At 33.1% G+C, this 24,680-nt stretch carries 19 protein-coding genes and 1 pseudogene; 5 read left to right on the plus strand and 15 right to left on the minus strand.

The genetic code is table 11. The features are described from left to right. Positions 1-30 precede the first annotated feature (30 nt). From Q0X52_RS00225 to dnaA, 6 genes and pseudogenes are all read right to left on the minus strand, one after another. Positions 31-1,224: pseudogene (locus Q0X52_RS00225) on the minus strand (HD domain-containing protein); the annotation flags it as partial. After that, positions 1,221-1,607, minus strand: coding sequence for a preQ(1) synthase (queF, locus tag Q0X52_RS00230; RefSeq protein WP_024962388.1), 387 nt, complete (start codon positions 1,605-1,607; stop codon positions 1,221-1,223). The pseudogene Q0X52_RS00225 and the gene queF, both read right to left, overlap by 4 nt. Further along, complete coding sequence (locus Q0X52_RS00235) at positions 1,594-3,012, minus strand: EAL domain-containing protein (RefSeq protein WP_297573292.1); 1,419 nt, start codon at positions 3,010-3,012, stop codon at positions 1,594-1,596. The genes queF and Q0X52_RS00235 overlap by 14 nt, the downstream gene beginning before the upstream one ends. After that, on the minus strand, positions 3,012-5,321 hold the full coding sequence (gyrB, locus tag Q0X52_RS00240; RefSeq protein WP_297573294.1) for a DNA topoisomerase (ATP-hydrolyzing) subunit B: 2,310 nt from the start codon (positions 5,319-5,321) through the stop codon (positions 3,012-3,014). Before gyrB ends, Q0X52_RS00235 begins: the two co-directional genes overlap by 1 nt. 9 nt (positions 5,322-5,330) lie before the next feature. After that, on the minus strand, positions 5,331-6,401 hold the full coding sequence (dnaN, locus tag Q0X52_RS00245) for a DNA polymerase III subunit beta (protein WP_297573296.1): 1,071 nt from the start codon (positions 6,399-6,401) through the stop codon (positions 5,331-5,333). Between the two features lie 118 nt (positions 6,402-6,519). Next, positions 6,520-7,824, minus strand: coding sequence for a chromosomal replication initiator protein DnaA (gene dnaA, locus Q0X52_RS00250; protein ID WP_297573982.1), 1,305 nt, complete (start codon positions 7,822-7,824; stop codon positions 6,520-6,522). A gap of 129 nt (positions 7,825-7,953) precedes the next feature. On the opposite strand from dnaA, the gene ruvC reads away from it, so the two are divergent. Further along, the gene (gene ruvC, locus Q0X52_RS00255; RefSeq protein WP_297573303.1) at positions 7,954-8,418 is read left to right on the plus strand and encodes a crossover junction endodeoxyribonuclease RuvC; all 465 of its coding nucleotides are present in this window, start codon (positions 7,954-7,956) and stop codon (positions 8,416-8,418) included. 4 nt (positions 8,419-8,422) lie between these two features. On the opposite strand, the gene thyX is transcribed toward ruvC, so the two are convergent. Both thyX and Q0X52_RS00265 read right to left on the minus strand, forming a co-directional pair. Next, positions 8,423-9,052: an FAD-dependent thymidylate synthase gene (thyX, locus tag Q0X52_RS00260; protein WP_297573305.1), complete on the minus strand. Its 630-nt coding sequence runs from the start codon at positions 9,050-9,052 to the stop codon at positions 8,423-8,425. Positions 9,053-9,063: 11 nt separating this feature from the next. Then, complete coding sequence (locus tag Q0X52_RS00265) at positions 9,064-10,389, minus strand: Na+/H+ antiporter NhaC family protein (protein ID WP_297573307.1); 1,326 nt, start codon at positions 10,387-10,389, stop codon at positions 9,064-9,066. 141 nt (positions 10,390-10,530) lie between these two features. Here Q0X52_RS00265 and ilvD point away from each other — a divergent pair, with 141 nt between their 5' ends. Next, the gene (ilvD, locus tag Q0X52_RS00270) at positions 10,531-12,207 is read left to right on the plus strand and encodes a dihydroxy-acid dehydratase (RefSeq protein ID WP_297573309.1); all 1,677 of its coding nucleotides are present in this window, start codon (positions 10,531-10,533) and stop codon (positions 12,205-12,207) included. A 141-nt stretch (positions 12,208-12,348) separates the two neighbouring features. Here ilvD and Q0X52_RS00275 read toward each other — a convergent pair whose 3' ends face one another. The 6 genes from Q0X52_RS00275 to Q0X52_RS00300 form a co-directional block, all read right to left on the minus strand. Beyond that, positions 12,349-12,978 carry a protein-L-isoaspartate(D-aspartate) O-methyltransferase gene (locus Q0X52_RS00275; RefSeq protein ID WP_297573311.1) on the minus strand — a complete coding sequence of 210 codons (630 nt, stop codon included), beginning with the start codon at positions 12,976-12,978 and terminating at the stop codon, positions 12,349-12,351. Between the two features lie 35 nt (positions 12,979-13,013). Beyond that, positions 13,014-15,275, minus strand: coding sequence for a bifunctional glutamate--cysteine ligase GshA/glutathione synthetase GshB (gene gshAB, locus Q0X52_RS00280; protein WP_297573313.1), 2,262 nt, complete (start codon positions 15,273-15,275; stop codon positions 13,014-13,016). A gap of 5 nt (positions 15,276-15,280) precedes the next feature. Next, positions 15,281-16,318 (minus strand): ribonucleotide-diphosphate reductase subunit beta, encoded by a 1,038-nt coding sequence (locus Q0X52_RS00285; RefSeq protein ID WP_297573315.1) that lies wholly within the window; start codon positions 16,316-16,318, stop codon positions 15,281-15,283. A 124-nt stretch (positions 16,319-16,442) separates the two neighbouring features. Beyond that, on the minus strand, positions 16,443-17,114 hold the full coding sequence (locus Q0X52_RS00290; protein WP_297573317.1) for an anaerobic ribonucleoside-triphosphate reductase activating protein: 672 nt from the start codon (positions 17,112-17,114) through the stop codon (positions 16,443-16,445). A 70-nt stretch (positions 17,115-17,184) separates the two neighbouring features. Then, positions 17,185-17,358: an anaerobic ribonucleoside-triphosphate reductase gene (locus tag Q0X52_RS00295; protein WP_297573319.1), complete on the minus strand. Its 174-nt coding sequence runs from the start codon at positions 17,356-17,358 to the stop codon at positions 17,185-17,187. A 1-nt stretch (position 17,359) separates the two neighbouring features. Then, positions 17,360-19,480: a ribonucleoside triphosphate reductase gene (locus tag Q0X52_RS00300; protein ID WP_297573321.1), complete on the minus strand. Its 2,121-nt coding sequence runs from the start codon at positions 19,478-19,480 to the stop codon at positions 17,360-17,362. A gap of 420 nt (positions 19,481-19,900) precedes the next feature. On the opposite strand from Q0X52_RS00300, the gene Q0X52_RS00305 reads away from it, so the two are divergent. The 3 genes from Q0X52_RS00305 to Q0X52_RS00315 all read left to right on the plus strand — a co-directional run bounded on the left by Q0X52_RS00305 (position 19,901) and on the right by Q0X52_RS00315 (position 23,261). Further along, entirely contained in the window at positions 19,901-22,177 is a 2,277-nt protein-coding gene (locus tag Q0X52_RS00305; protein WP_297573323.1) for a cation-translocating P-type ATPase, read from the plus strand. Between the two features lie 80 nt (positions 22,178-22,257). Further along, positions 22,258-22,821, plus strand: a complete 564-nt coding sequence (locus tag Q0X52_RS00310; RefSeq protein ID WP_297573325.1) for a PAS domain-containing protein — start codon at positions 22,258-22,260, stop codon at positions 22,819-22,821. Positions 22,822-23,123: 302 nt separating this feature from the next. Next, a complete protein-coding gene (locus Q0X52_RS00315; RefSeq protein WP_297573327.1) occupies positions 23,124-23,261 on the plus strand; it encodes a hypothetical protein in 138 nt (45 codons plus the stop codon). A 17-nt stretch (positions 23,262-23,278) separates the two neighbouring features. Here the strand turns inward: Q0X52_RS00315 and Q0X52_RS00320 are convergent, their stop codons facing one another. Next, positions 23,279-24,652, minus strand: coding sequence for a hypothetical protein (locus tag Q0X52_RS00320; RefSeq protein ID WP_297573329.1), 1,374 nt, complete (start codon positions 24,650-24,652; stop codon positions 23,279-23,281). Positions 24,653-24,680 lie beyond the last annotated feature (28 nt).

Consider the following 24,680-nt stretch of genomic DNA (forward strand, 5'->3'; position numbering starts at 1 on the left):
GTCTTTTAAATCAAAAAATCTCATAAAATCCTTACAAATTTCATAAAAATCAACTTCATCATTTAGTGGATTTTCTTTAAAAAATTTAAGACTTGACTCAAAACCACTAATTAACTCTTTACTTTTTACACCATAACTTATAGAAATTCCTGCTTCAAAAAATGCTGCTAGTTTATCGCAATACTTTAAAGCTTTTCCATCAATTGTTCTATATTCGTCTAAATTTATCTCTTTAAAATTTTTTGGCAAAGGTTTTGGAGCTGTTTTGTAAATCCTATCTTCAAACTCATCTTTTACAAATTTTTCCCCACTTTTTCTAATGCCTAAAACATAGCTAAACTCATCTTTTACAACTTCTGGCACAAAAGGCAAAATTTTATCATCAATTAGGCGCATTTCATACTCGTTTAGTATTTCATTTAGACCTTTAATGCCATATTTTACAGGGCTTATTATATCTCTTGTTAAACTTTCTGGCAGGTCATGAAACAAAGCACAAAAAAAGTTAAACTCAACTCTTTTTTTACAAGCTTTAATTTTAAGTGAATAAAAATATCCCAAAATTGCAACAACCAACATATGTCCCAAAACTGAAGTCTCAGGAATGCGCGGAGTTTGTACCCAACGCTTTTGAAATCTAAGACGCCCACTCAAATCAACAATACGAGAGAGCTTTTTATTCATTATAATTTTTCTAACACCTGTTAATTCATAATAATCCTCAAGCTCGGCATCAACTGAGTTTTTAAGCTCTTCAATATCACTTAAAAATTGGCTTGTTTGATAGACAATGTTAAATTCCCATTTTGTCGCAAGATAGGAGGCTGCTTTTAAAATAACTCGCTCTTTTTGATAAGAGCTATCTTTTTTAAGAAGATAATTTTTAAATCTTTCATAAAATTTGCCATCTTCTATAGTTTTTAACTCATTTTCATAGTTATCTATCACCCACTCATTTATCTTTTTTGATTTTGTTTTTTGGATCTGATGAAAAACATCTGGGCGGATATCTGTAACCATAACTCTAAGTAAAAAATCAAATATTCCGCCTTCAATGATATAATTCATATCTACATCATCTTCAAATTTAGCTATAAAATAGGCGATTATAAATTTATGAGCTTGTTTATCAAGTTCCACTAAATTTACCATTTTAGGATAGTCATTCCACCTTGAAATAGATGCTGCCTTAAAAATATGTTCTATTAAACTTGCTTTTATCACTGTCTATTTACCAAATTTGAATCAATTTCAATAACTGTATGAACATTTCCTCTTGGATTAAAATCTCCAACTATTTTCATCCATTTTGGCTTTAATTTTTTTTCAAGCAGATCATAAATTTCATTTATACTATCTTCATGACTTATGTTTTTATTCATAAATGAATTAATATAAAGTTTAATTGCTTTTAATTCAACAACCCACTCATTTGGAATATATTCTAAATAAATTGTTGCAAAATCTGGATAACCACTCCTTGGACAAAGGCATGTAAATTCTGGCAAAGTTATCTTTATAACATAATTTTTTTTATGTTTGTTTTCCCAAATTTCAAGATCTTTTTCTGGATCAAACTCATTTAAAATTTTTTCACCATAACGCATTTTCTTCCTTTAAATGTTTGATATCTTTTGGTTTATCCAAATAAAAACCTTGTATATAATCAACTCCAAGATTTTTAAATTTCTCATATAAATTTTTCTTATCTATAAATTTAACTATAGTTTTTATGCCAATATCTTTTAATAACTTCTCATAGCCTAGAAAAATAGTGCAAATTTTTTCATCTCCGATAGTTTTGTTTATCTCCATATCATAGATAACATAGTCCAAATTTAGATATTTTATATAGATATAACCTGCATTATCGCCGCCAAAATGGCTAAGTGCTATCTCAAAACCAAGATTTTTAAATTTGTCTATAATTTCGCCAAATCTATTCATCTCATGATATAAATTTTCCTCCCAAAACTCGAAAATTATCTTTGTTGGATCTAATTTTTTATCGCTTATTAGAAGTTCGATGCTGTTTTGAAAAAGAGTACTTCTTAAGCTAACTGGCGAAATTTCTAAAATTATCTTGCTTTTTAACTTGCTAAAGTCCAAAATATCACAAAGATAGGCAATAACTTGTATGTCATAAGTCACTTCGTAGTTGTTTGTTTTGGCAGCATATAAAATTTTGTTTTTGCTAACTAGTCCTAGTTCTTTTGAGTATAGCTTGATATTTAATTCAATCAAATCGTCATTTGCTTTTAAATTTTTTATCAAGTTATATTTTATATTAAAGTCCTTGTTACCGATACTATAATAGACTAGTTCATTAAAATAATCAGGCTTTAAAACTTTAATAATATCTTTATCGCCTTGAAGTTTTAAAAATAAAGTATTTATAATGTTTTGAAAATTTTTGTCAAAATTGCTTGAAATACCGCTATAACTAATCTTTACTTCAACTCCATCAATACCATCTCTAAAAAGCCTACTTTCAAACTCTTTTAAAAGATGAGTTACTTTGCCAATCTTTTCATTTGTAATAAACAAAAAATTTCCGCCGCTATATTTGCCAATAGGGACTCTAACAAGACCTTTTTCTTTCATAAATTTAGAAAGCTCATTTACAAATTTCAAAAGAATCAGATCTGCATTGTTATAGCCATAGCGGTTGTTTATATCTTGAATATTGTCAAAGCTAATAAGAAAGATATTAAACTCTCTGTTTTTTTTGAGTTTTTTAATGATAAGTTTAGTAATATACTCTCTATTAAATGCTTTAGTTATTGGATCTAGGACTGAGTTTTTAAATGCAAAATAGATAAGATAGACTATATAATAGACATAGCAAACTATCAATATGACAAATAAAATTTTATCTTCAAACTCAAATTCAAATTTATCTTTTTGTATAAGTAAAAAAAGCGATAAACCTATGACTAAAACAAGTGGAAAAGTAATTTTTAAAGAGAGCAAAAAACGATTTTGTCTCTCTTTTTCTTCACTAAACAGCATTATATATCCAAGTGTTTGACATCTTTTGCGTGATTTTGAATATACTCTCTTCTTGGCTCAACCTCATCACCCATGAAAAGATTAAATGTATCACTAGCACTCTGTGCATCATTTACACCAATACGAAGCAAACGTCTATTTTCTGGGTTCATTGTAGTATCCCAAAGTTGCTCTGGATCCATCTCACCTAGACCTTTATATCTTTGGATATAGGCACCTTTTTTAGCATTTGCCTCTATATCATTAAGCACTTCAATTATATCTTTTCCAAAATCTATCCCTCTTGATGCAATTTTTGAGTAAAGATAGATAGCCTCTTCAAAAAGATAATTTGTAAAAAGTGAGTCATTTATGATGAGTTCTTCCAAGCCACTATCGGTTTGGACATAAATTCTAATCTCATCTTCATTTAGATAGTAGTTTAATATATTGTGATTTTGGCTCTTTAAAAAGCTCTCAATCTCTTTAAAAAGATCTTCATATTTATAGCCGGAAAAATCTCTATTTTCTATCATATATCTAATAACCGAGATGACATTAAATCTCTTTTTAAGTTCGTTTAAGATGGCTCTATAGTTTGCAACTAGATTTAAAAAATTTATCAAATCTTTATGACCAATGCCCTCAAACTGCCCCTCTTGCACACCATTTTCTATCAAAAACTCATTTAAGGCTCTCTCATCTTTAAGATAAATTTCTCTTTTACCCTTTTCATATCTAAAAAGTGGTGGTTGAGCTAGATATACATAGCCATTTTCTACAACTTTTGGTAAAAATCTAAAGAAAAATGTCAAAAGCAGAGTTTGAATGTGACTTCCATCAACATCAGCATCAGTCATAATGATAATCTTATGATATCTCAATCTCTCTTCATCAAACTCTTCGCCAATTCCACAACCAAAAGCTGTGATCATATTTTTAATCTCTTCTGATTGTAAAATACGATCCAATCTTGCCTTTTCGACGTTTAGAATTTTACCTCGAAGTGGCAAAATAGCTTGAAAAACTCTATTTCTACCCTCTTTTGCAGATCCACCAGCGCTATCTCCCTCAACTAGGTAAATTTCACTAATGGTAGGATCTTTGCTTTGACAATCTGTAAGCTTTCCAGGTAGAGTGCCAACTGCAAAATTATCTTTTTTTCTAGTAAGATCTCTTGCCTTTCTTGCAGCTTCTCTTCCTCTTGCTGCCATCAATGTCTTTTGCATGATGGCTCTTGCTTCTATAGGATTTTCTTCAAAATACTTTGAAAGAGCATCAAAAACTACTCTTTGAACAACTGTTCTAACATAGGTATTGCCAAGCTTTCCTTTGGTTTGTCCTTCAAATTGCGGTTCAGGAACTTTGACACTTATAACTGCAATTAAACCCTCTCTTACATCATCGCCAAGTATTTTTATATCTTTTTCTCTAGCATTTGCATTTAGTGAGATGTAGTTAGTTATAACTCTTGTTAGTCCTGCTCTAAAGCCCGCTTCGTGAGTTCCGCCCTCTGGAGTTTTGATATTATTTACAAAACTAAAGAGTGTTTCTGAATAGGTGCTGTTATACATAAGAGCAAAATCTATCATAACATCTTCAGCAACATCACTAAAAGAGACAACTCTAGCAACTGCCTCTTTTTTATTAAGATGTTCTACAAAGCTTTCAAGTCCCCCCTCAAAGTGAAAAGTATCGGACTTGCCAACTCTTTGGTCTTTGAAATTTATGGTTATTTTTGGATTGAGATATGCAAGTTCTTTAAATCTCTCTTCTAAGACAGTATATTGAAAATCAGTAGTTTCAAAAATCGAATCATCAGGCCAAAACTCAACTGTTGTGCCATTGGATTTGCTATCTCCAATAACTTCTAGTTGTGTAGTTGGAATACCTTTTGAAAACTCCTGTCTGTATCTTTTGCCATCTTTATCGATAGTTAAGACAAGTTTTGTTGATAGGGCATTTACAACACTTACTCCAACGCCGTGAAGTCCACCACTTACTTTATAGGTATCTTTGTCAAATTTACCACCTGCATGAAGAACTGTCAAAACAACAGTTGCAGCTGGAATTTTTTCAGTTGGGTGAATATCAACAGGTATTCCACGACCATTATCACTTACAATTACACTTTTTTCATCTGTAATAGTTACATCTATCTCATCACAAAATCCAGCCATTGCTTCATCTATCGAGTTATCAACAACTTCATATATCATATGATGAAGACCACCAATGTTAGTATCACCTATATACATTCCAGGGCGTTTTCTAACGGCTTCAAGACCTTTTAAAACTTTTATATTACCTGCACCATAATGTTCTTGCATATATTTCCTTTATATAATAACCGGCATTACTACCGTTGTAAAATCACTACTTTTAAATACAATTGATAGTGATGAGTTTTTGTAACTCATCGTAAAAGTATCCTCTTCTAAAACATTTAGAAAATCAACTATAAATTTGTTGGTAAAATTAAAGCTAATCTCCTCTTTAACTCCAGTTTCATACTCTATTTGAGTTTTGGCTTCTGAGTTGTCACTTTCATTTATGCTTTCAAAAAGTATAGCATTTTCTTTTAAAGTAAGCTTCATTTTTTCACATACCATTGAGATTGCTCTTATTCCACTTAAAAACTTATCTCTTGGTAGAGTTATTGTGTTTTCATAATCTGTTGGTATGACCTTTTGATAATTGACATATTTTGAGTTAATAAGCTTTGTAAAAAACTCAAAGTCAGCACTTTTGCCTATAAAAAAGGTCTCATCGTAGTAAATTTCTATTTCATCAAAAAAGATCTTTTGAATCTCATTTATAGCTTTTTTAGGAAGTATAAAAGAGTCGCTTTCATCGCTTTGTATCTCCATTGTATAGACTGAGAGTCTTTTGGTATCTGTGGCTACCAAATTTACATGATTTTTATCTATATCTATAAAAGCGCCTGAGAGTGCAAAATTTTGTATATTTTGGTCAATTACTGGAGATATTTTTTTAAGATTTCTAGTAAATTTAGCAGAGTTTATTTTAAATTTCTTTTTATTTTCTAAATTTGGAAACTCTGGATAGTCATCTGTGTTATACATAGCAAGTTTATACTTGGAACCTTTTTGTCTAATATAGAGATAGTTATTCATAGTTTCAAGTGTAATCTCTTCATCTTTTAAGGCTCTTAAGATATCTAGTATTTTTTTACCATTGGCTGTAGCTCTTCCCTCTTCAAAGATTCTAACATCATTTATCTTTGAGTAAAGTCCTATTTCAAAGTCAGTCGCCTTTATCTCAAGTGAGTCATTTTTTGCTTCAAAAAGTATATGAGAGGTTATTGAACTAGCATCTCTTTTGTCGATAAAAGAGTTTGCATTTGTGACAATTGAGTCTAACTTGTTTTTGTTTATTAATATTTTCATAACTCTTCCTTTATAAATTTAATAGTAATAATAACTGGTGTGATTTAGTGAATAAGTTCATTTAGCTCCCTTATAGTTGTAGTTTTGTATGTGAATAAAATTTTGCTCTTTTTCACTTCTATTCACTCTTTTTACTTTTTATTCTATTTTCAAGTTCATCTATCTTTACCTTTAAAAGCTTGTCATTTTTGATGATTTCACTTATGCGTCTTATGTTGTGACTAATGGCGCTGTGATCTTTGAGGTCAAAGTGACTAGCGATTGCGGGCATTGAGTTTAGTGTGAGTTGTTTTGATAGATAGATGGCTATGCGCCTTGCTTCTACTATCTTTTTCTTTCTGCTTTTGCTTCTTAAGTCGCTTGGTTTGATATTTAGCTCTTTTGATACAACTTCGATAATTTTTTCTATGTTGATAGAGTCGGTTTTTTCTTTTATCTGATCTTGCATAATATCTTTTGTAAATTTCAGAGTTATCTCTGTTCGCATAAGTGTTGAAAATGCATTTAGTCTTATGATAACACTCTCTATCTCTCTTATGTTATCGCCCATATTTGTAGCAATATATTCGATAATATCTTGACTTAAATTTATCTTGTTATCTTGACTTTTTTTACGAATAATTGCTATTTTGGTATCAAGTTCTGGAGGAACAATATCTGCCAAAAGTCCTGATTCAAAGCGGCTAAGAAGCCTCTCTTCAAAGCCTTTTAGTGCCTTTGGAGGCTTGTCACTTGTCATTACTATCTGAGAGTTTTTATCGGTTAGTTCGTTAAATGTATGAAAAAAAGCATCTTGAATCTTATCGGTTTTGCCAAGAAACTGCACATCATCTATAAGTAAAACATCGCAATTTCTATATTTGTTTGTAAATCTATCCATCGTTTTTTGGTTGAGATGGAAGGTAAAATCATTGATAAACTGCTCGCTACTTGCAAGAATGACACTTTTTTTATTTTTGATGCAGTAGTTTCCTATGCTTTGAAGTAGGTGAGTTTTGCCAAGTCCGCTAGAGCCATAGATAAAAAGAGGGTTATATTGTAGACCTGGATTTTGTGCAACATGTTGTGAGCAGGTATATGCAAAGCGGTTAGAGTCACCAACTACAAAGTTTTCAAAGCTAAAAAAATTATTTAAAAGGGAGCTTTGAGGTTTATTCTCAGTTTTGCTCTTTTTTTCTGCCGTTATTTTGGTCTTTGAAGTTATGATAATAATCGGTTTTACGCCTGTTATTTGCTCATAGACCATCTCTATGATTTTTGCATATTTTGTATAGATAAAGCGCGCTATTATTTCATTTGAGACATTATAGACAACAAGATCTGGCTTGGAGTGCTTTTGGTTAAAGACCATAGGTTTTATATATCGCTCATATTCACTTGGTAAAATTTTATTTTTAAGCTCAGCTGATACTTGATCCCAGATTGGCTTCAAATAACTTCCTTATCTATAAATTTAACTTTTATTTTACTAAATTTTTCTTAAAATAGTGGTTAAGTTTAACATAATTATTTAAAAATGTGAATAGTATGTGAATAGAGGTGAAAATAAGAGATGAAAATTTTAGGAATTGACCCTGGGACGCGAAATTGTGGATATGCCGTTGTAGAAAAAGAGGGTGTGAATATAAATTTAATTGAGGCGGGAATTATAAAAATAAAGCAAGATGAATTGCAATACCAAATAGTTCAAATGTGCGAAGCTATGGATGAGATTTTTAACTCTCATAAGATAGATAGCGTGGCAATTGAGAGTATGTTTTATGCCTACAATCCGCAAAGTGTCCTAAAACTAGCGCAGTTTCGCGGTGCTTTGAGTCTAAAAATCCTACTTTTGCATGGCAATTTTGGCGAATATACACCTCTTCAGATAAAAAAGGCGATGACTGGAAAAGCAAAGGCAACTAAAGAGCAGGTTGCCTTTATGGTTAAGAGAATTTTAGGAATTAAAAAAGAGATAAAACCGCTCGATATAACAGATGCAATAGCCATAGCTCTTACTCATGCCAAAAATATCTAGATACTTATGAGTTTTTTTCATCCTTATAGATAGACTCTTCAAATATAAATTTATGTTCATCTGGAAGAGAATTATAAATTTCACATGCTAAATTTCTTATTTCCCACAAAGCTGATTTTGAAGTTCTAAGATGTAAAAAATTTTGAAGGCTTCTTGCATTTATACTCCAAGTAAGTTCAGTTTTATAACATTCTGGAAGTGCATATTTAGCGATGTCTAGTGTATTTATTTTATTTAAAATCTGACGGATATTTTCAAGAGCTTGAATGCTATAATTATCAACCATTTCATTTCCAGTTAAAACTATATAGCGAGACGCATTTTTAAAATCCCCTATTTTAAACTCATTTTCTTTTTTAAGTTCTTTTAGGGTATATCTAGTGGATTTAACACTCAAACTTGCCATTCTATGACGTGCTAATTCTTGTAAAAGTGCTCTTGAAATTCCTTTTATATAAAAATTATAATGTAGATGTTCAAGTGTTGAGGCATGTTTAAATTTATTTCCAACTCTGTTGATTAGCTCTTTGTCTATCTCGCCTCCATTATCCCCTTTATCAAAGCTTTGCCAACAAGTTCTTATAGCATTTGAGCATATCCAAAGTGGAGTGAAATTTAATAGTTTTACTTCCATTTTTTTCCTTTTTATAAAATTACAGCAAATAGTATGCCAAATAAAATCAAAGGAATATTAAAAAATATAAAAGTCGGAATACAAGTATCATAAATATGATTGTGCTGTCCGTCAAAATTTAAACCACTAGTTGGTCCAAGTGTGCTATCGCTTGCAGGACTTCCAGCATCCCCTACTGCAGCTGCAATGCCTATTAAAATAATTATAGCTGATGTGCTAAACCCAAGTTCAAGTGCGAGTGGATAGTAAATCGCCGTAATTATTGGAATAGTTCCAAAACTACTTCCAATGCCTATTGTAATAAATAGTCCAATAATTAACATTAAAGCTGCTCCGCCAAGCTTTCCACCAGCCAAAGAAGCAGCCGCATTAACAAGTTCAGGAATGCCTCCTGTTTCTCTTAAAATTGCACCATAACCTGCAGCTACAAGCATAACAAAGGCAATAAATCCCATTATATGAATACCTTTATCAAAAGTTTTATCCATATCTTTATATTTAATTCCACCAAAAACTATCATGGTAATAATTCCAAGAAGTGCACCAAGAGGAAGAGAACCAAAGAAAATTTGAATAATAAAGGCTACAACTATTCCAGCTAATGCACCCCACTCTTTTAAACCCATTTTTATCTCGTCTAGATTTTTAGGTGTATTGTTTTCAATATCTTTGTATTCTCTTGGTTTTTTAAACACAATCACAGCTAAAATAAGTCCTATAATCATTGGAATTGCTGCCATCCACATAACACTTGCGATTTGTGAAATTTCAATATTTAAGCCATTGTTTGCCATCTCTTTTTGTAAAATTGAAAAAAACAAAAGTCCAAATCCAACTGGAAGTGAAATATATGGAGTTTGAAGACCAAAAGTTAAAGCACATGCTACGGCACGTCTGTCGATTTTCATTTTATTCATTACGCTTAAAAGTGGTGGAATTAAAATAGGAATAAAAGCGATATGAACAGGAATTAAATTTTGTGAAAAACAAGCAATAAAAGCAATTGCAAATATAAAATAAAACTTACTTTTTGTTATAAATTTTGAAATTTTATTAATTAAAATCGTAGTTAAATTTGTAAAAGAGATAGCTGCAGCTAAAACTCCAAGTAATATGTATGATAGTGCAGTTTGAAGATTACCTTTCATGCCTTCTATAAAGACATCTAAAGTATAATTCATACTTTTTATAAAAGTATATGTTTCTCCACTTGGAACAATATGAGCCATAAGTCCTGCAACCATCGCTGAAATAAGGATAGAAAGCATGACATTGCATCTTAATATACATAAAATAAACATTAAAATAATGCTAGAAAATACGGGATTACTAAGCATAATTTTCCTTTAAATTTAAATAAAGATTCATTATATGATAAATGGATTTAAATTTTAATAATTTTTTTAAATTTAACCATAGTAGGGTTTATTGGATTTGGCTATTTTTGGTAGAATAAAAAATTAAATTTAGGAGAGTTTATGAGAAGTGATATAATCAAAAAAGGTTATACAAAAGCCCCTCACCGCTCGCTTTTAAGAGCAACAGGGCTTAGGGATGAAGATTTTAATAAACCATTTATCGGTGTTGCAAATAGTTTTATAGAGATAATTCCAGGACATTTTTATCTAAATAAATTTAGCCAAATTATAAAAGATGAGATAAGAAAAAATGGTTGTGTGCCTTTTGAGTTTAACTGCATAGGCGTTGATGATGGCATTGCGATGGGACATGAGGGAATGCTTTATTCTTTGCCAAGTCGTGAATTAATAGCAAATTCAGTTGAAACTGTGATGAATGCCCACAGTTTAGATGCACTTATTTGCATACCAAACTGTGATAAGATTGTTCCTGGCATGATAATGGGAGCCTTAAGAGTAAATGTTCCTACTGTGTTTATAAGTGGTGGTCCAATGGCTGCTGGAGTTGATAAAGATAGTGGGGAAGCGCTTGATTTAAATAGTGTGTTTGAAGGCGTTGGAGCTTATGAAGTTGGTAAAATCGATGAAAAAAAGTTAAAAATGCTTGAGTGTGAGTCCTGTCCAGGTGGCGGAAGCTGTAGTGGAATGTTTACAGCAAATTCTATGAACTCACTTTGTGAAGCGATGGGAATAGCTTTGGTTGGTAATGGCACAATTTTGGCGTTAACTCCCGAGCGTGAAGAGTTAGCAAGAGCTGCAGCTAGAAGGATTTGTCAAATCGCACTTGATGATAAATTTAAAATAAAAAATATCTTAAATAAAAAAGCTATTAGAAATGCTTTTGTCTGCGATATGGCAATGGGTGGAAGCTCAAATACAATTTTGCATATGCTAGCAATTAGCCGTGAAGCAGGGTGCGCACTTAATATAAAAGAGTTAAATGAGATCAGTAAAAATATAGCCCACATTGCAAAAGTGGCTCCTAGTCTTCCAAGTGTTCATATGCAAGATATCGCACGAGCTGGGGGGATAACTGCTATATTAAATGAAATTTCAAAAAGAGATAATGGCATGCTTGATCTTGATAATCTAACAGTAACTGGTGAGATGATGAGCGAGCGTGTTAAAAATCATAAAGTAGCTGATTATAGTATCATAAAAAGTGTTGATAAGCCTTATTCAAAAGTAGGTGGTTTGGGGATTTTGTTTGGAAATTTAGCAAAGCAAGGGTGTGTTATAAAAGCAGCTGGTATTGTTGGAGAGCGTAAATTTAGTGGAAAAGCAATTTGCTTTAACTCACAAGATGAAGCAATTAGTGGAATTTCAAGTGGAAAAGTTCAAAAGGGCGATGTTGTGGTGATTCGCTATGAAGGTCCAAAAGGTGGTCCTGGAATGCAAGAGATGTTAAGCCCAACAAGTCTTATAATGGGTCGTGGGCTTGGAGCTGATGTGGCACTTATAACAGATGGTAGATTTAGCGGTGCTACAAGAGGGCTTTCTATCGGTCATGTAAGCCCAGAAGCAGCAGAGGGCGGAATGATAGGACTTTTAAAAGATGGCGATATTATAGATATTGATGTTGATAGCTACTCTATAAATGTCCGTTTAAGTGATGATGAGATAAAAAGACGAAAAAAAGAGTGGAAGTATGAGGGTAAAGAAGTAAAAAGTAGGTGGCTAAGACAATATCAAAAGTTAGTTACCAATGCAAGCAATGGGGCGATTTTGGAGGCTTAAGTTTCATTGGCTAGGAGATAGTGACAAATTTAGCCAAATAGGTTGAAATTTAGAAGTTTTTAAATTTCAATCTTGCTAAATTTAGGTTATCTCACAAAATAAATGCAAAGTAGGGCAGAAATAGTTTTTAAATTTCAAACCCTACTCTATCCCGCTAAGCAAAGGGACAAAATCACACTCCCAAAGTTGCTCTTTGGTAATAATTTCTCTATTTTTTTTAAATTTGGTTATAAATTGTCTATTTTGAAATTTAATCGGTGCTATTAAAATGCCGCCATCTTTTAGTTGCGAAAAAAGCCTTTCATCGATAGAAGTTGTAGCAGCTGAGAGCAAAATCCTATCATATGGCGCATATTTTTTCCAACCATTGTTGCCATCGTCGCATCTTATATTGACATTTGTGATATTTAGTTTTTTGATATTTTCTTTTGCCTCATTACAGAGCCTTTTAATCCGCTCAATTGTAAAAACAACTCTTACAATTTTGCTTAAAATAGCCGCTTGATAGCCACTTCCACAACCTACCTCAAGCACACTATCTGCCTCATCTAGCTCAAGCGCCATAGTTATTTTTGCAACTGTAAGAGGCGAGCTTATCCACTGGTTGCCAACTATTGGCTGTGGGTTTAGAGTGAAAGCATGCGCTGTCATTGGGACAAAAACAGAGCGATCAACCTCTTTAAATGCATTATAAACCTTTGGAGAGAGGCTAACTTTATCTGCTAACTCATCTGCCATTTTTTCGCAGTTTTTCTTGATGAAAAGATTCAAAACAGCCCTTTTTATTTTTTAGAGTTTGATTATAGCTAATCTTTAAATTTATTAAAAAGAAGCTTCAAAACTGCCCTACTTACCTCTCTTCTTTTGCCCTTTGTTGGGAAGAGATGTAGCGACATCATCGGATTAAAATTTGCTTCAATAATGCCATAATTATCTTTTGTTGGAGTAGCGGTTGGATCTTGTATAATCATATCAATTCCACAAATTGTAGCGCCCAATGCCTTTGTAGCTTTGATGGCTATCTGCTTATAGCCATCATCTACCTCATCTGTCATATCTATGGAAATTCCACCTGTTGAGACGTTGCTATTGGCCCTAAGAAAAGCTACTTCTCTATCTTTTAGTATAGTTTTGAAGTCATATCCCTGCTCTTTTAGCTGGACTTTTTCTATCTCGCCTTTTTTCAAAAAGGTAAGTGGCGCTTCATAGCCATTAGCTCTTAGAGGGTTTTTGTTCTCTATCTCGATTAGCTTTTCAATGCTATTTTTGCCATCGCCAACTACCTTTGCAGCTTCTCGTTTGCAAACAGCCAAAACTCTCTTTTTTTGGACATAAAATCTAAGCTCAACGCCATTTAAAAACTCCTCTACTATGATAGAGCTATCGTTTTTAAATGCCTCTTTAATGGCTATTTTGTAGATGTTTTTCTCTGGTTTTTCTCTAAAAATAGTTATACCAATGCCATAGTTTGTGCTTTTTGGCTTGATAACAAAGGCGGCTGGCAGATCTTCATAATAGTCAAATGCCTCTTGAAATGAGCCAAATTCTTTGCCATCAGGCACTCTTATGGAGTGCTCTTTTAAAATCTTTTTTGTAGCTATCTTATTTTCCATTATAAAGTAGCTAATAAGCGAATCTTTGGAGCTCATATTGCCATTTTTTAGAAACTCCTCTTTGTTTTTATATCTCAAAGAGAGTAAATTTTCTGCTCTATCTAGAATTTTTACCTCTACACCCTTTTTAATAGCCTCTTTTATGAGATCTTGAGTTGAGAGTTCAAGGTCGCTAAAACCATGCAAAGAGTAGGGTTTTGTGCCATAAATTTCGCTATGTTTTTTTGCCAACTCCACTCCCCAGTTTAAAAACTCATTGCTATTTGGACACTCATTTATAATTTTGGCCGATAGTGTTAAAGATGGATTGTTTAGTGCCTTTTCATACTCTTTTACTCTTTTTATAAGTAGTTCATCGCCGATAAACTTAGCCATTTTATCTAGCAAGCCAAAAAGAGCCTTTCCCTCATCAAGGTAAGGGCAGGGTTTTAGTGGATGAAGTTCACAAACAACTCTGTGCATCTCATCCCACTTTGCAACCTCTTCGTCGCTTTTGCAATCTGGCAAAAATAGCATTGTAAGTAAAAAGAGCTTAATAAATAAAAAATCCTCTTTTTCTATGCCGTAGGGCGCAAAGGGATTTAGATCTATGTTTCTTATCTCAAGATAGACGATACAGGTCTCAACAAGGCACTTTCCATCTTTTTTGGTTCTAAGTCTAGCATCGCTATAAAGTTCCTTTTCGACAAGCAACTCTTTGTTTTCTACAAGTCCTTTTAGGCTTTTTTGAAAGCTAGATAGACTCTCATAAGAGACCTTTATATTTTGACTATTTTTATATCCCCAACGACTCTGTCTTAGGGATCTCATAGCTCTTTTTGGTGGAGAGCCGTAGAGCTTTGTTGTGTAGTTTGAATCAACATAGGGTGTTGCGCCTAAAAGATAGCTAAGAAGCCATCTATATCGAAAATAATTCCTTATAAGATGTAGATAGAGATTATTTTTTGCCATTTGCAAGCAAGAGGGATTTAGCTCTTTTAGTTTTTTGTCCAAAAACTCGCTATTTATCTCAAAGTTATAGTGTATGCCGCTAAGTAACTGGACATCTTTGCCATATTTGTCTGCTAAATACTCTCTATAAGCTCTCTCATCTTCATCTTTTAGTTTTGCAACTTTTATATCGTCTCTGTTTTTTGGGATAAAGGCTGGAGTGCTTATCGCCCAAAAAAGCTCATCTCTTTTTTGATTTGAAGTTCCTACTATTTGGTGAAGTGCCTTGAGCCAAGCAAAAACCTCATCTACATCTTCAAATGGCGGAGTTATAAGCTCTATTTGACTCTCTGCAAAATCAGTTTGTATGTAGGGTTGATGTTCTCTTTTTCCAAAGCTTTTTGGATGATTTTTTAAAGAGATTTTGCCATCTAAATTTACTCTAAGTCCCTCTTTTTCTATCCCAACTTTACTTTTGTAAAGCTCTTTTAACTCATCAAACTCAAATTTAATACTATCTTGCATATCTTTTAAAAATCATCAAAGCTAAGACTTCCCTTGCTGTAGTTGGTGACTTTGCTTTCAAAAAAGTTACTTCTTTGGTCGTTAAATTTAGAGAAGTCATCAACCCACTTTATCGGATGAGATGCACTGTAGAGCTTTTTTAGACCGATTGCGCTTAGGCGTTGATCTATAAGATAGTGGATATACTCCTCTATAATATCATCTGTAAAGCCCATAATTTGGTTTTGAGTGATGTATTTTCCCCATTTTATCTCAAGCTCGCCCGCTCTTTTAAACATCTCATAAATTTTGTTGATATTTGTCTCATTGAAAAGATCATCTCTCTCTTTGCGAAGCGAGTTTATCATATTTTGAAAAAGAAGCAGGTGAGTTATCTCATCTCTTTGGATAAATCTTATCATCTGAGCAGAACCTAACATCTTTCCAGCACGTGCAAGTGCATAAATGGCAGTAAAGCCGCTATAAAAATAGACGCCCTCTAAAATTTGGTTTGCAACCATAGCAAGTAGTAGCTTATCATCAGTAACCTCTCCAGCTAGCTCTTCATAAAGACTTGAGATATAGTCATTTTTCTCTCTAAGCACGCTATCGTGTTTTTCCATCTCATAGATAAGGTCGGTGTTTTCACAGATTGCCTCAACCATCACAGCATAACTTTTTGAGTGGTTTGCCTCTTCATAAGCCTGTCTTGCTAAGATCGCATTGATCTCAGGTGCGGTTATGTAAGGATTGATGTTGTCGGCTAAGTTGTTTGTCTGAAAGCTATCCATTGAGATAAGTTGGCTCCAAACTAGGTCATACATTCTTTTTTCAGCCTGTGTTAAGTTGAAGTTGTAGTCTCTTACATCATCGGTTGTATCAACCTCTTTTGGAAACCAGGTGTTTGCCTCCATCAAATCCCAAAGCTTCAGTGCCCATTGATATTTAGCCTTTGTGAAATTTAAAATTCCGTGTGGATTGCCACCAAAAATTCGTCTGTCATTTAGGGATTCATTTGAACTTGGGTTATAGATCCTCTTTCTTTCTACACTATTTTTTTGCATAACTCCTCCATAAAACTATTTATTTTCATATAGATATTGTAGCAGGTTTAACTCTCATATCGTTACAAAAAAAGTAAAAAAAGGCTCAAATTTAGCTCTGATTTTAGAAAAAATAGCTCTGCTTTTAGGAGAAATTTCTTAACTCTATCTTTAAATTTGAGTTGATTTTTTTGGTATCAAATTTAGTAATTGGACTACTTAAACAGCCAAAATTATCGCCCGTATTTAGGAAATTTTGTAGATAATAAACTCCCTTATATCCAAGCTCTTCTAGCATTTTACTCATTTTGCTTACCATTTTTTCATCTATAAAGTCACTATGTATCGTTGTCCTAACCTCAAAAGGAAAATTTATAGAGATGAGGTAGAGCAGGGTGGCTTTAAATTTCTCATAGAGATTTGAGTTGGTGATGAGTTTGAAGTTTTTTTTATCGGACTTGAAATCAAGCGCTATATAGTCGATGAGCCTCTCCTCTATCGCCTCTTTTAAAAGCTCCAAATTTGAGCCATTTGTATCAACTTTTGTTAAAAATCCAAGTTTTTTTGCAACTTTTAAAAGCGGCATAAAACTATCTGAAAGTGTGCATTCTCCGCCACTAAACACAACTGCTTGAAGTTTTCCAGCTCTACTTTTTAAAAACTCCTCACACTCTTTTTGAGTAATTTTATTGGTCGATGTTACAACGTGAGTGTTGTAGCAGTAAATACAGCGCATATTGCACCCCGCAAACCAAACAATAGCCGATAGTTTGTCTGGATAATCTGTCATTGTAAAAGGTGTAATATCATAGATCATTTTATTCTGCGCTAAATTTCAAGAGTTTCGCCTCTTTTGAAATTTAGGGCAAAACTCTTAAATTTTGGTCTTAGATAAGCTTGTCGCAATTTGACGAGATTTTTTCTTTGAACTGAATTCTCTCTTTATGTTCGCCAATTTTGCCAAGGTTGAAGCTCTCAACTGGTCTGTGATAGCCCATAACTCTAGTATAGACTACACATCTTGTTCTTTTTTGTTCTAACTCTTTTGGAAATTCTTTCATCTTATGCTCCTTTTTTATTGTTTTTAAATTTCTCTTCTTCTTGTTGTGCTAAAAGTTCCTCATCACATTTTGGACAAAACTCATGTTCGCCTAAGATGTAGCCATGCTTTTTACAAACGCTAAAAATAGGTGTTATTGTGATATATGGCAATTTATAGTTTGTTATGATATTTTTTACCAAGCTCTTGCAAGCCTCTTTGCTACTAATCTTTTCTTTCATATAGAGATGAAAAACTGTTCCGCCTGTATAGCTGTTTTGGAGGTCGTCTTGATAGTCAAGCGCTTCAAATGGATCATCTCCAAAGTTTGCAGGAAGTTGAGTTGAGTTTGTATAGTAGATATTTTCACCGCTTCCTGCTTGAATGATATCTGGATATCTTTTGATATCCTCTTTTGCAAAGCGGTATGTTGTGCCTTCGGCTGGCGTTGCTTCTAGGTTGTAAAGATTGCCAGTTTGCTCCTGAAATAGCTGTATTTTTTCTCTCAAATGACCAACTAGCTCTAGTGCAAATTTTCTTCCAAAGGCGGTGGTGATGTTCTCTTTATCATCTGTAAAGTTTCGTATCATCTCATTTGCACCATTTATGCCAATAGTTGAGAAGTGATTTCTAAAGTGCTTTAGATATCTTGCAGTATATGGATAGAGCCCTCGGTCATACATCTTTTGTATAAATTTACGCTTTTTTTCCAATGTTTGACTAGCAAGTTGCAAAAGTTCATCAAGTCTTTTGTAGAGTGCCTTTTTATTGCCCTTATAAAGATATCCAAGTCGCGCTAAATTTAGAGTAACTACGCCGATACTTCCAGTCATCTCAGCACTTCCAAAAAGCCCGCCGCCACGCTTTAGAAGCTCTCTTAAGTCAAGTTGAAGTCTGCAACACATTGAGCGGACATTACCAGGTTTGTAGGCATTTTCATTTGGTATTTTGTTGCCATTTTCATCTGTTGTGTATTGGCTGCCTATGAAGTTTTGAAAGTAACTTGAGCCCATTTTTGCTGTATTTTCAAAGATAACATCGGCAACTTTACTGTCCCAATCAAAATCCTGCGTGATGTTTAGTGTGGGTATTGGGAAAGTAAATGGCTGTGAGCATTTATCGCCCTTTGTCATAACCTCATAAAAGGCAATATTTATTCTATCCATCTCATCTTTGAAGTCGCCATAGACCATATCGGTAAGTTTTGCTCTACCGCGCTCATTTGCCATCTTTAAAAGCTCATCATCATCTAAATCTTTAAAAATATGTTCATCATTTCTAGTAGGAATTTGCTCTTTTAGATCTTGCGGGCAGGTAATATCGATGGTGATATTTGTAAATGGACTCTGTCCCCAACGAGCTGGCACATTTAGGTTATAGACGAAATTTGTAATGGCTTTTTTTATCTCATTGTCGCTTAATTTGTCTCTAAAAACATATGGCGCAAGATAGGTATCAAAGCTTGAAAATGCCTGTGCGCCAGCCCATTCACTCTGAAGTATTCCTAAAAAATTTGCCATTTGATAAAGAGCCTCTCTAAAGTGTTTTGGTGCTTTGCTCTCAACTCTTCCTCTAACTCCGTTAAAGCCCTCATTTAAAAGTGCTCTTAGACTCCAACCAGCGCAATATCCAGTTAGACAGTCAAGGTCGTGTATATGATAAAATCCATCTCTATGCGCAAAACCCTCTTCTTTGCTATAAATTGTGTCAAGCCAGTAGTTTGCTATGATTTTGCCGGCGGTGTTGTTTATAAGTCCAGCATTTGAGTAGCTTGTGTTTGAGTTGGCGCTTATTCGCCAGTCGGACTTGCCTATGTATTCGTTTATGGTCTGTGTGCAGTTGATATAGGTGCTATCTTTTTGGAGCTCCAAAACTTGCTCTCTTTGGAGTTTGTGCGTGTGTCTATAGAGCATAAAAGATTTCAACACCTTAAAATACCCAGCGTCAAATAGCTCTTTTTCTATCATATCTTGGATATATTCAACTTCAAGAGAGCGTTTAAAAGTAAGCTTGCTTAGGATGTTTTGATAGATTTTTTCATCGTAGAGTTCGCTTTCGCTTTCAAAAGCTTTTTTTATGGCATCTTCTATCTTATATGGTTTAAATTTGTCGGTTGTTCCATCTCTTTTTAAAATATTTTGCATCTACTTCCCTTTTCTAAATGAAAATTATCATATCTTATGGTTGGTTAAATTCAGTTAAATTTATTTTATTAATTTCTTGATAAGACGATAACAGATATCATTTAATCACTTTTTAATATATTATTTTAAGCTTTATATGTTCTATTAAAATTACTTATTTGTGGTAATATTGCAATAAATATGTTGGATATTTAAATTTATTTAATTAAAATAAATAATTAATAATATTATTTAAGCTAACTTCCATTTTCTCCGATATCTCTGCCTAAAATTCTTAAATTTCACTCTTTAAAATGCTTTGTTGCGATAGTTGGTATCATTTACTGATTGTTTATAAATTGCTAATATGATTTGCGAAAGTTTTGATAAATGGAATATAAATTTATTAATTCTTTTAATTTAAACCAAAAGGAGGACAAAATGAAGTGTCATGCTCACCATCAACACAACTATAGTTGCGAACATGAGAGTAAACCAATGACTAAAAACTCAACCACTACTTCACAAGACAATGACTCTTTGACTTGTGATAACAATGCAAACTCACCAGACGACGATGATGACGATCGGTGTTGTTGCTCTTCACAAAACCAAAATTTTTACAATAGAAATTTAAAACTCAAAAAAGGCTACAAAGCTTCTAAATTTTTCATAAACGAGATGGATTGCCCTACTGAAGAGGCGCTGATAAGAGAGTCTCTTGGCAAAAGCAGCGATGTTGAAACTCTATATTTTGATCTTATTAATAGAACTTTGATAGTTATTCACAAGATTGATGGCAAGTTAGATATAGAAAAAGAGATTGCTGCTCTTGGAATGAAAGCTGTTACAAAGAGCGAAACTACCAAGAAAAAAGATACAAAACTCATTAGAATTGTTATAGCTTTGATCTTTGCAGGAGTTGCGGAGTTTTTGAGCTTTAGAGAGCCAACTTTTATACTTTCTTTGATAATTGGCGCTTTGTCATTGATAGCTATTGCAATTTGTGGAATAAAAATCTATAAAAAAGGGCTTATATTTATAAAAAATAGAAATTTAAATATGAATGCTCTAATGACAATCGCAGTAACTGGAGCGCTTATACTTGGCGAGTTTAGTGAAGCTGCTATGGTTATCTCTTTGTTTGCACTTGCGCAGTGGCTAGAGAGCAGATCTCTGTCTAAGGCAAAAGATGCCATCTCTTCACTTTTGGAGCTAACTCCTACGATAGTAAGAGTGAAATTTGGCGATAGCTGGATCGATAAAGAGGCGAAAGATGTTGAAGTTGGTGCAGTTGTCAGAGTAAAGCCTGGTGAAAAAATAGCACTTGATGGAGTTTTGGAAAGTCTAGAGTGTGAGGTAGATCAATCTCCAATAACAGGAGAGAGTGAGCCTATCTTAAAAAGAAGTGGCGATAAAATATTTGCCGGTAGTATCAATCAAAACAGACTTTTTGACTACAAAACAACTGCTATTTTGGACGACTCTACAATCTCTCGTATAATTCGCTCTGTAAAGGAGGCAAGCGCTAAAAGAGCGCCTATGCAAAGATGGATAGATAAATTTGCCTCTATCTACACCCCTTTAACAGTTTTGTTTGCTCTGCTAGTTGCTATAATACCGCCTCTATTTGGGCTATCTTGGGCTGTTTGGATAGAGCGCGGACTAATTATACTTATCATTGCTTGTCCTTGCGCCCTTGTTATCTCAACACCTTTTACTATAGTAAGCGCCTTAACAGCGGCTCTTAGAAGTGGAGTTGTGGTTAAAGGCGGTCTTTTTCTTGAGATAGCAAAAAAGATAAAGATAGTGGCGCTAGACAAAACTGGCACCATAACAAAGGCAAAGCCAACTATTGTAAATTCCTATTATTTTGATAAAGACAAAGAGCAGATAAATGCCATTTCTTGCGCTCTTGCCTCTCTTTCGCACCATCCTGTTTCAAAAGCCATTGCAAGTGAGCTAGGCTGCAAGACAAAACTAGAGGTTAGTGAGTTTAAGGAACATCTTGGTATGGGAAGCAGCGCGGTTATAGATGGCAAAAAATATGCTCTTGGAAATATCAAAATGATGAGTAAAATCGGAGTTGCTGATATCTCTAAAATGCAATCCATCGCTGATAGTGGCTCTATCGTGGCTATTGCCAAAGAGAGCGCCATAATGGCAATTTTTGTCATAAGTGACGAGATAAAAGAAAATAGCGCAAACTCCATAGAGAGCTTAAAAAAACTAGGTATTACTCCAGTAATGCTAACAGGCGATAGAAAGGCTGTAGCAGAGCAAATTGCCAAAGAGGTTGGTATAGAAAGGGTAGAGGCAGAACTTTTGCCAGAAGATAAGTTGAGGATGATAGCTAGGCTCAAAGAGGAGGGCGGCATAGTTGCTATGGTGGGGGATGGTATCAACGACACACCAGCTCTTGCAAGGGCGGATATAAGTTTTGCAATGGGAAAACTTGGAAGCGATAGCGCTATTGAGAGTGCTGATGTTACTTTGATGGATGATGATCTTGATAAAATTGTCGGTTTTGTAAAACTTTCACAAAAAACTATCAAAGTGCTATGGCAAAATATCATCTTTGCGCTTGGTGTTAAACTTGTCTTTGTGTTTATCACTCTTGCTGGTTTTGGTGCTATGTGGATGGCAGTAATTGCGGACGTTGGAACAACTCTTATTGTCATTGCAAACAGTGCCAAAATGTTAAAAAGCAAACTTTAATGATGATTTGTATTATAAATTTATGAAAAAACTGATAAAATAAAGCAAATAGTTTCAAATCAACATTAAAAGGACTGACAATGAGAAAAGCTACACCTATAAATGAAGAGATAGAGCTAGATCCAAAGAGATATATAGTCTCAAGAACCAACGAAAAAGGTATCATAACCTTTGCAAATCCATATTTCTGTAAGATTAGTGGATATACTGAAAGCGAGCTTTTGGGACAGCCGCACAACATCGTAAGACATCCCGATATGCCACGCATTATCTTTAAAATAATGTGGGAGAGGATAAAAGAGGGCAAAAACTTCATCGCTGTTGTGAAAAATATGGCTAAAGATGGAAGATATTATTGGATTATGACTGACTTTGAGCCAAAGATAAGCCCACTTACCAACTCCATCACTGGCTATACTGCCTACAGAAAAGCTGCTCCTAGAAAGGCTATCGAAATCATCACTCCTATTTACGATAAACTTCTAAATATCGAAGCTAACGATGGTATGAAAGGTAGCGAAGAGGCACTTTTGGATATTTTGGCAAAAAAGAAAATGAATTATGATGAGTTTGTTGATGATATCACAGAAAACAGAGGCGTTATCAAATCTTTCTTTGCTGCTATGAAAAAGGCTTTTGAGTAGCAAATTATTTACCACTTCTTCCAAGAAGTGGTAAATTTCTTTAATTCTATCGCTTATTGGATAGTGGATAGTTGTGATTTTACGATAGATAAAAGTTCTATTTATCTATTGCTTGGAGTTTTGTCTATATTTATCTTTAAAATGCAAAAGAGCCTATAAAAGTTATGTAAAAGTGCCAAATTTAAGCATCAAATTTAAATACCAAATTTAAGCGCTAAATTTATACAATCCAATAAATTTAAAAATATCTTTTGCAACAGAGTATAAATTTAAAGTCCAATAAAAAGGCTAGGGCGTTAAGGTTGTTATGTGAAAAACAGACTCCAAAATATATGAAAGCATTTGACTTGGCTGTAAGTGCAAGTTTAGAAAGAACAAATATCTATAAATTTGAAATAATCTCTATGAGTGCAAAAGCAAAAATTTTAAAGAAAATTTAAAAAATAGGGCAGTAAATTTAGTCCTTTTTTAATTTTGTATTAAATAAAATTTCGTTTAAATTTTCATCGTTTATTAGATTTGCAAAATTTGTGATTATATTTACAAATCTTTCATTAAAGCTATTTAATTCTCTTTTTTCTAAGATGAGTTTTAAATAAAAAAGTTCTTGTTTTAAAATTTCTTGATATTTTTTGCTTTTTAAAATCTCTTTATCATGGTCGCCAAGTTTTCCAGCTTTTAAAAAATGAACTTCCCCATCTCTATCAAAAGGCGAAGCTAATTTGCGAATAACACTAAAAAGCAAAACATCATCTATATTTGCATCATTTTCTATTAAAAATTTAAAACTTTGTTTTTTATCAAAATCTTTTGCCTGTCTTAAAAGAATAGGTGAGTTTAAATCAATCTTTGGAAGTATATTTTTAAGAATTTCTACTAAAATTTCATCTTTCGTGTAGTAAATTGTAAATTCCATCACATTTATAGTGTCAATTTTTTTGTTAAAATCAAAGCCATTTTTTGCAAGAAGTCCATAATATTTTGGTAAATCACTGTCTTTTATAAGATTGTATTCTTCATTTGTACCAAATAAAGCTAAAAAAATATCTAAATTTTCATTTAAAAACTTTACAAATTCTTCGTTACGAAGTGCTTTTTCAAACAAATTCTCACCTAAGTTTATGCCACTATTTTCGTATAAATCTAAAAGCCTGTTTTGAGCAAGTATCGCATAAGGGATTTGATACGTTTCTTCAAAAGCCGGAAGCAGTAAAACACAAGCTTTAATGCTTCCTTTATCACAAAAAGCAGAAAACATATCTAAAATTCCAGTATCATATTTGCTACAAAAGAAACCAGCTTCATCCTTGCAGACTTTTTCTTTTAAGATTTTAGCTTTTTCTTCATCTTTTTTAACAAAAATTCCATATTTTTGCATTATGCTTAGATATTCACAGCTTTTGTAGCCATTTTGGCAAGAATTTATGATATTTTCAAAATTTTGATTATCTAGCAAGTCTATTAAATGTATATTCTCGCTTTTTAAAGCAAATTCTTTTGCATCATCTAAACTTTTGTCACTATAAAATGCCATTCCAAGTGATAAAAATATACATATACCTTTGTCGCCATTTTCGCAAAGCTTAATAGTATCTTTATTTATAAGAAATTCTGCTATTTTTTGCGGACTTATATTAGCTTCATCTACATCTTCACTATCGTTATTGTTTGTCATTATAGCTATTAAATCACAAATTTCATCATCGCCATTTTTGCATTTTTCTAAATTTGTATTTGTTATTTTTTTAATAGCTTCTTCACCAAACTCTTCAAAGATACTTGAAAAAGCCAAATTTATGGCTAAAATCAAAAATATAAAAATTTTTTTCAAAATAAATTCCTTAAATTTAAGCTTTTAA

Origin of the sequence: uncultured Campylobacter sp., from assembly GCF_947255105.1 — a bacterium.
GTDB lineage: Bacteria > Campylobacterota > Campylobacteria > Campylobacterales > Campylobacteraceae > Campylobacter_B.

Coding starts and splice junctions, on each gene's coding strand:
- queF (WP_024962388.1), bottom strand. CDS start 1,607: ATGCGTTATGGTGAAAAAATTTTAAATGAGTTTGATCCAGAAAAAGAT.
- Q0X52_RS00235 (WP_297573292.1), bottom strand. CDS start 3,012: ATGCTGTTTAGTGAAGAAAAAGAGAGACAAAATCGTTTTTTGCTCTCT.
- gyrB (WP_297573294.1), bottom strand. CDS start 5,321: ATGCAAGAACATTATGGTGCAGGTAATATAAAAGTTTTAAAAGGTCTT.
- dnaN (WP_297573296.1), bottom strand. CDS start 6,401: ATGAAAATATTAATAAACAAAAACAAGTTAGACTCAATTGTCACAAAT.
- ruvC (WP_297573303.1), top strand. CDS start 7,954: ATGAAAATTTTAGGAATTGACCCTGGGACGCGAAATTGTGGATATGCC.
- thyX (WP_297573305.1), bottom strand. CDS start 9,052: ATGGAAGTAAAACTATTAAATTTCACTCCACTTTGGATATGCTCAAAT.
- Q0X52_RS00265 (WP_297573307.1), bottom strand. CDS start 10,389: ATGCTTAGTAATCCCGTATTTTCTAGCATTATTTTAATGTTTATTTTA.
- ilvD (WP_297573309.1), top strand. CDS start 10,531: ATGAGAAGTGATATAATCAAAAAAGGTTATACAAAAGCCCCTCACCGC.
- gshAB (WP_297573313.1), bottom strand. CDS start 15,275: ATGCAAGATAGTATTAAATTTGAGTTTGATGAGTTAAAAGAGCTTTAC.
- Q0X52_RS00285 (WP_297573315.1), bottom strand. CDS start 16,318: ATGCAAAAAAATAGTGTAGAAAGAAAGAGGATCTATAACCCAAGTTCA.
- Q0X52_RS00290 (WP_297573317.1), bottom strand. CDS start 17,114: ATGATCTATGATATTACACCTTTTACAATGACAGATTATCCAGACAAA.
- Q0X52_RS00295 (WP_297573319.1), bottom strand. CDS start 17,358: ATGAAAGAATTTCCAAAAGAGTTAGAACAAAAAAGAACAAGATGTGTA.
- Q0X52_RS00300 (WP_297573321.1), bottom strand. CDS start 19,480: ATGCAAAATATTTTAAAAAGAGATGGAACAACCGACAAATTTAAACCA.
- Q0X52_RS00305 (WP_297573323.1), top strand. CDS start 19,901: ATGAAGTGTCATGCTCACCATCAACACAACTATAGTTGCGAACATGAG.
- Q0X52_RS00310 (WP_297573325.1), top strand. CDS start 22,258: ATGAGAAAAGCTACACCTATAAATGAAGAGATAGAGCTAGATCCAAAG.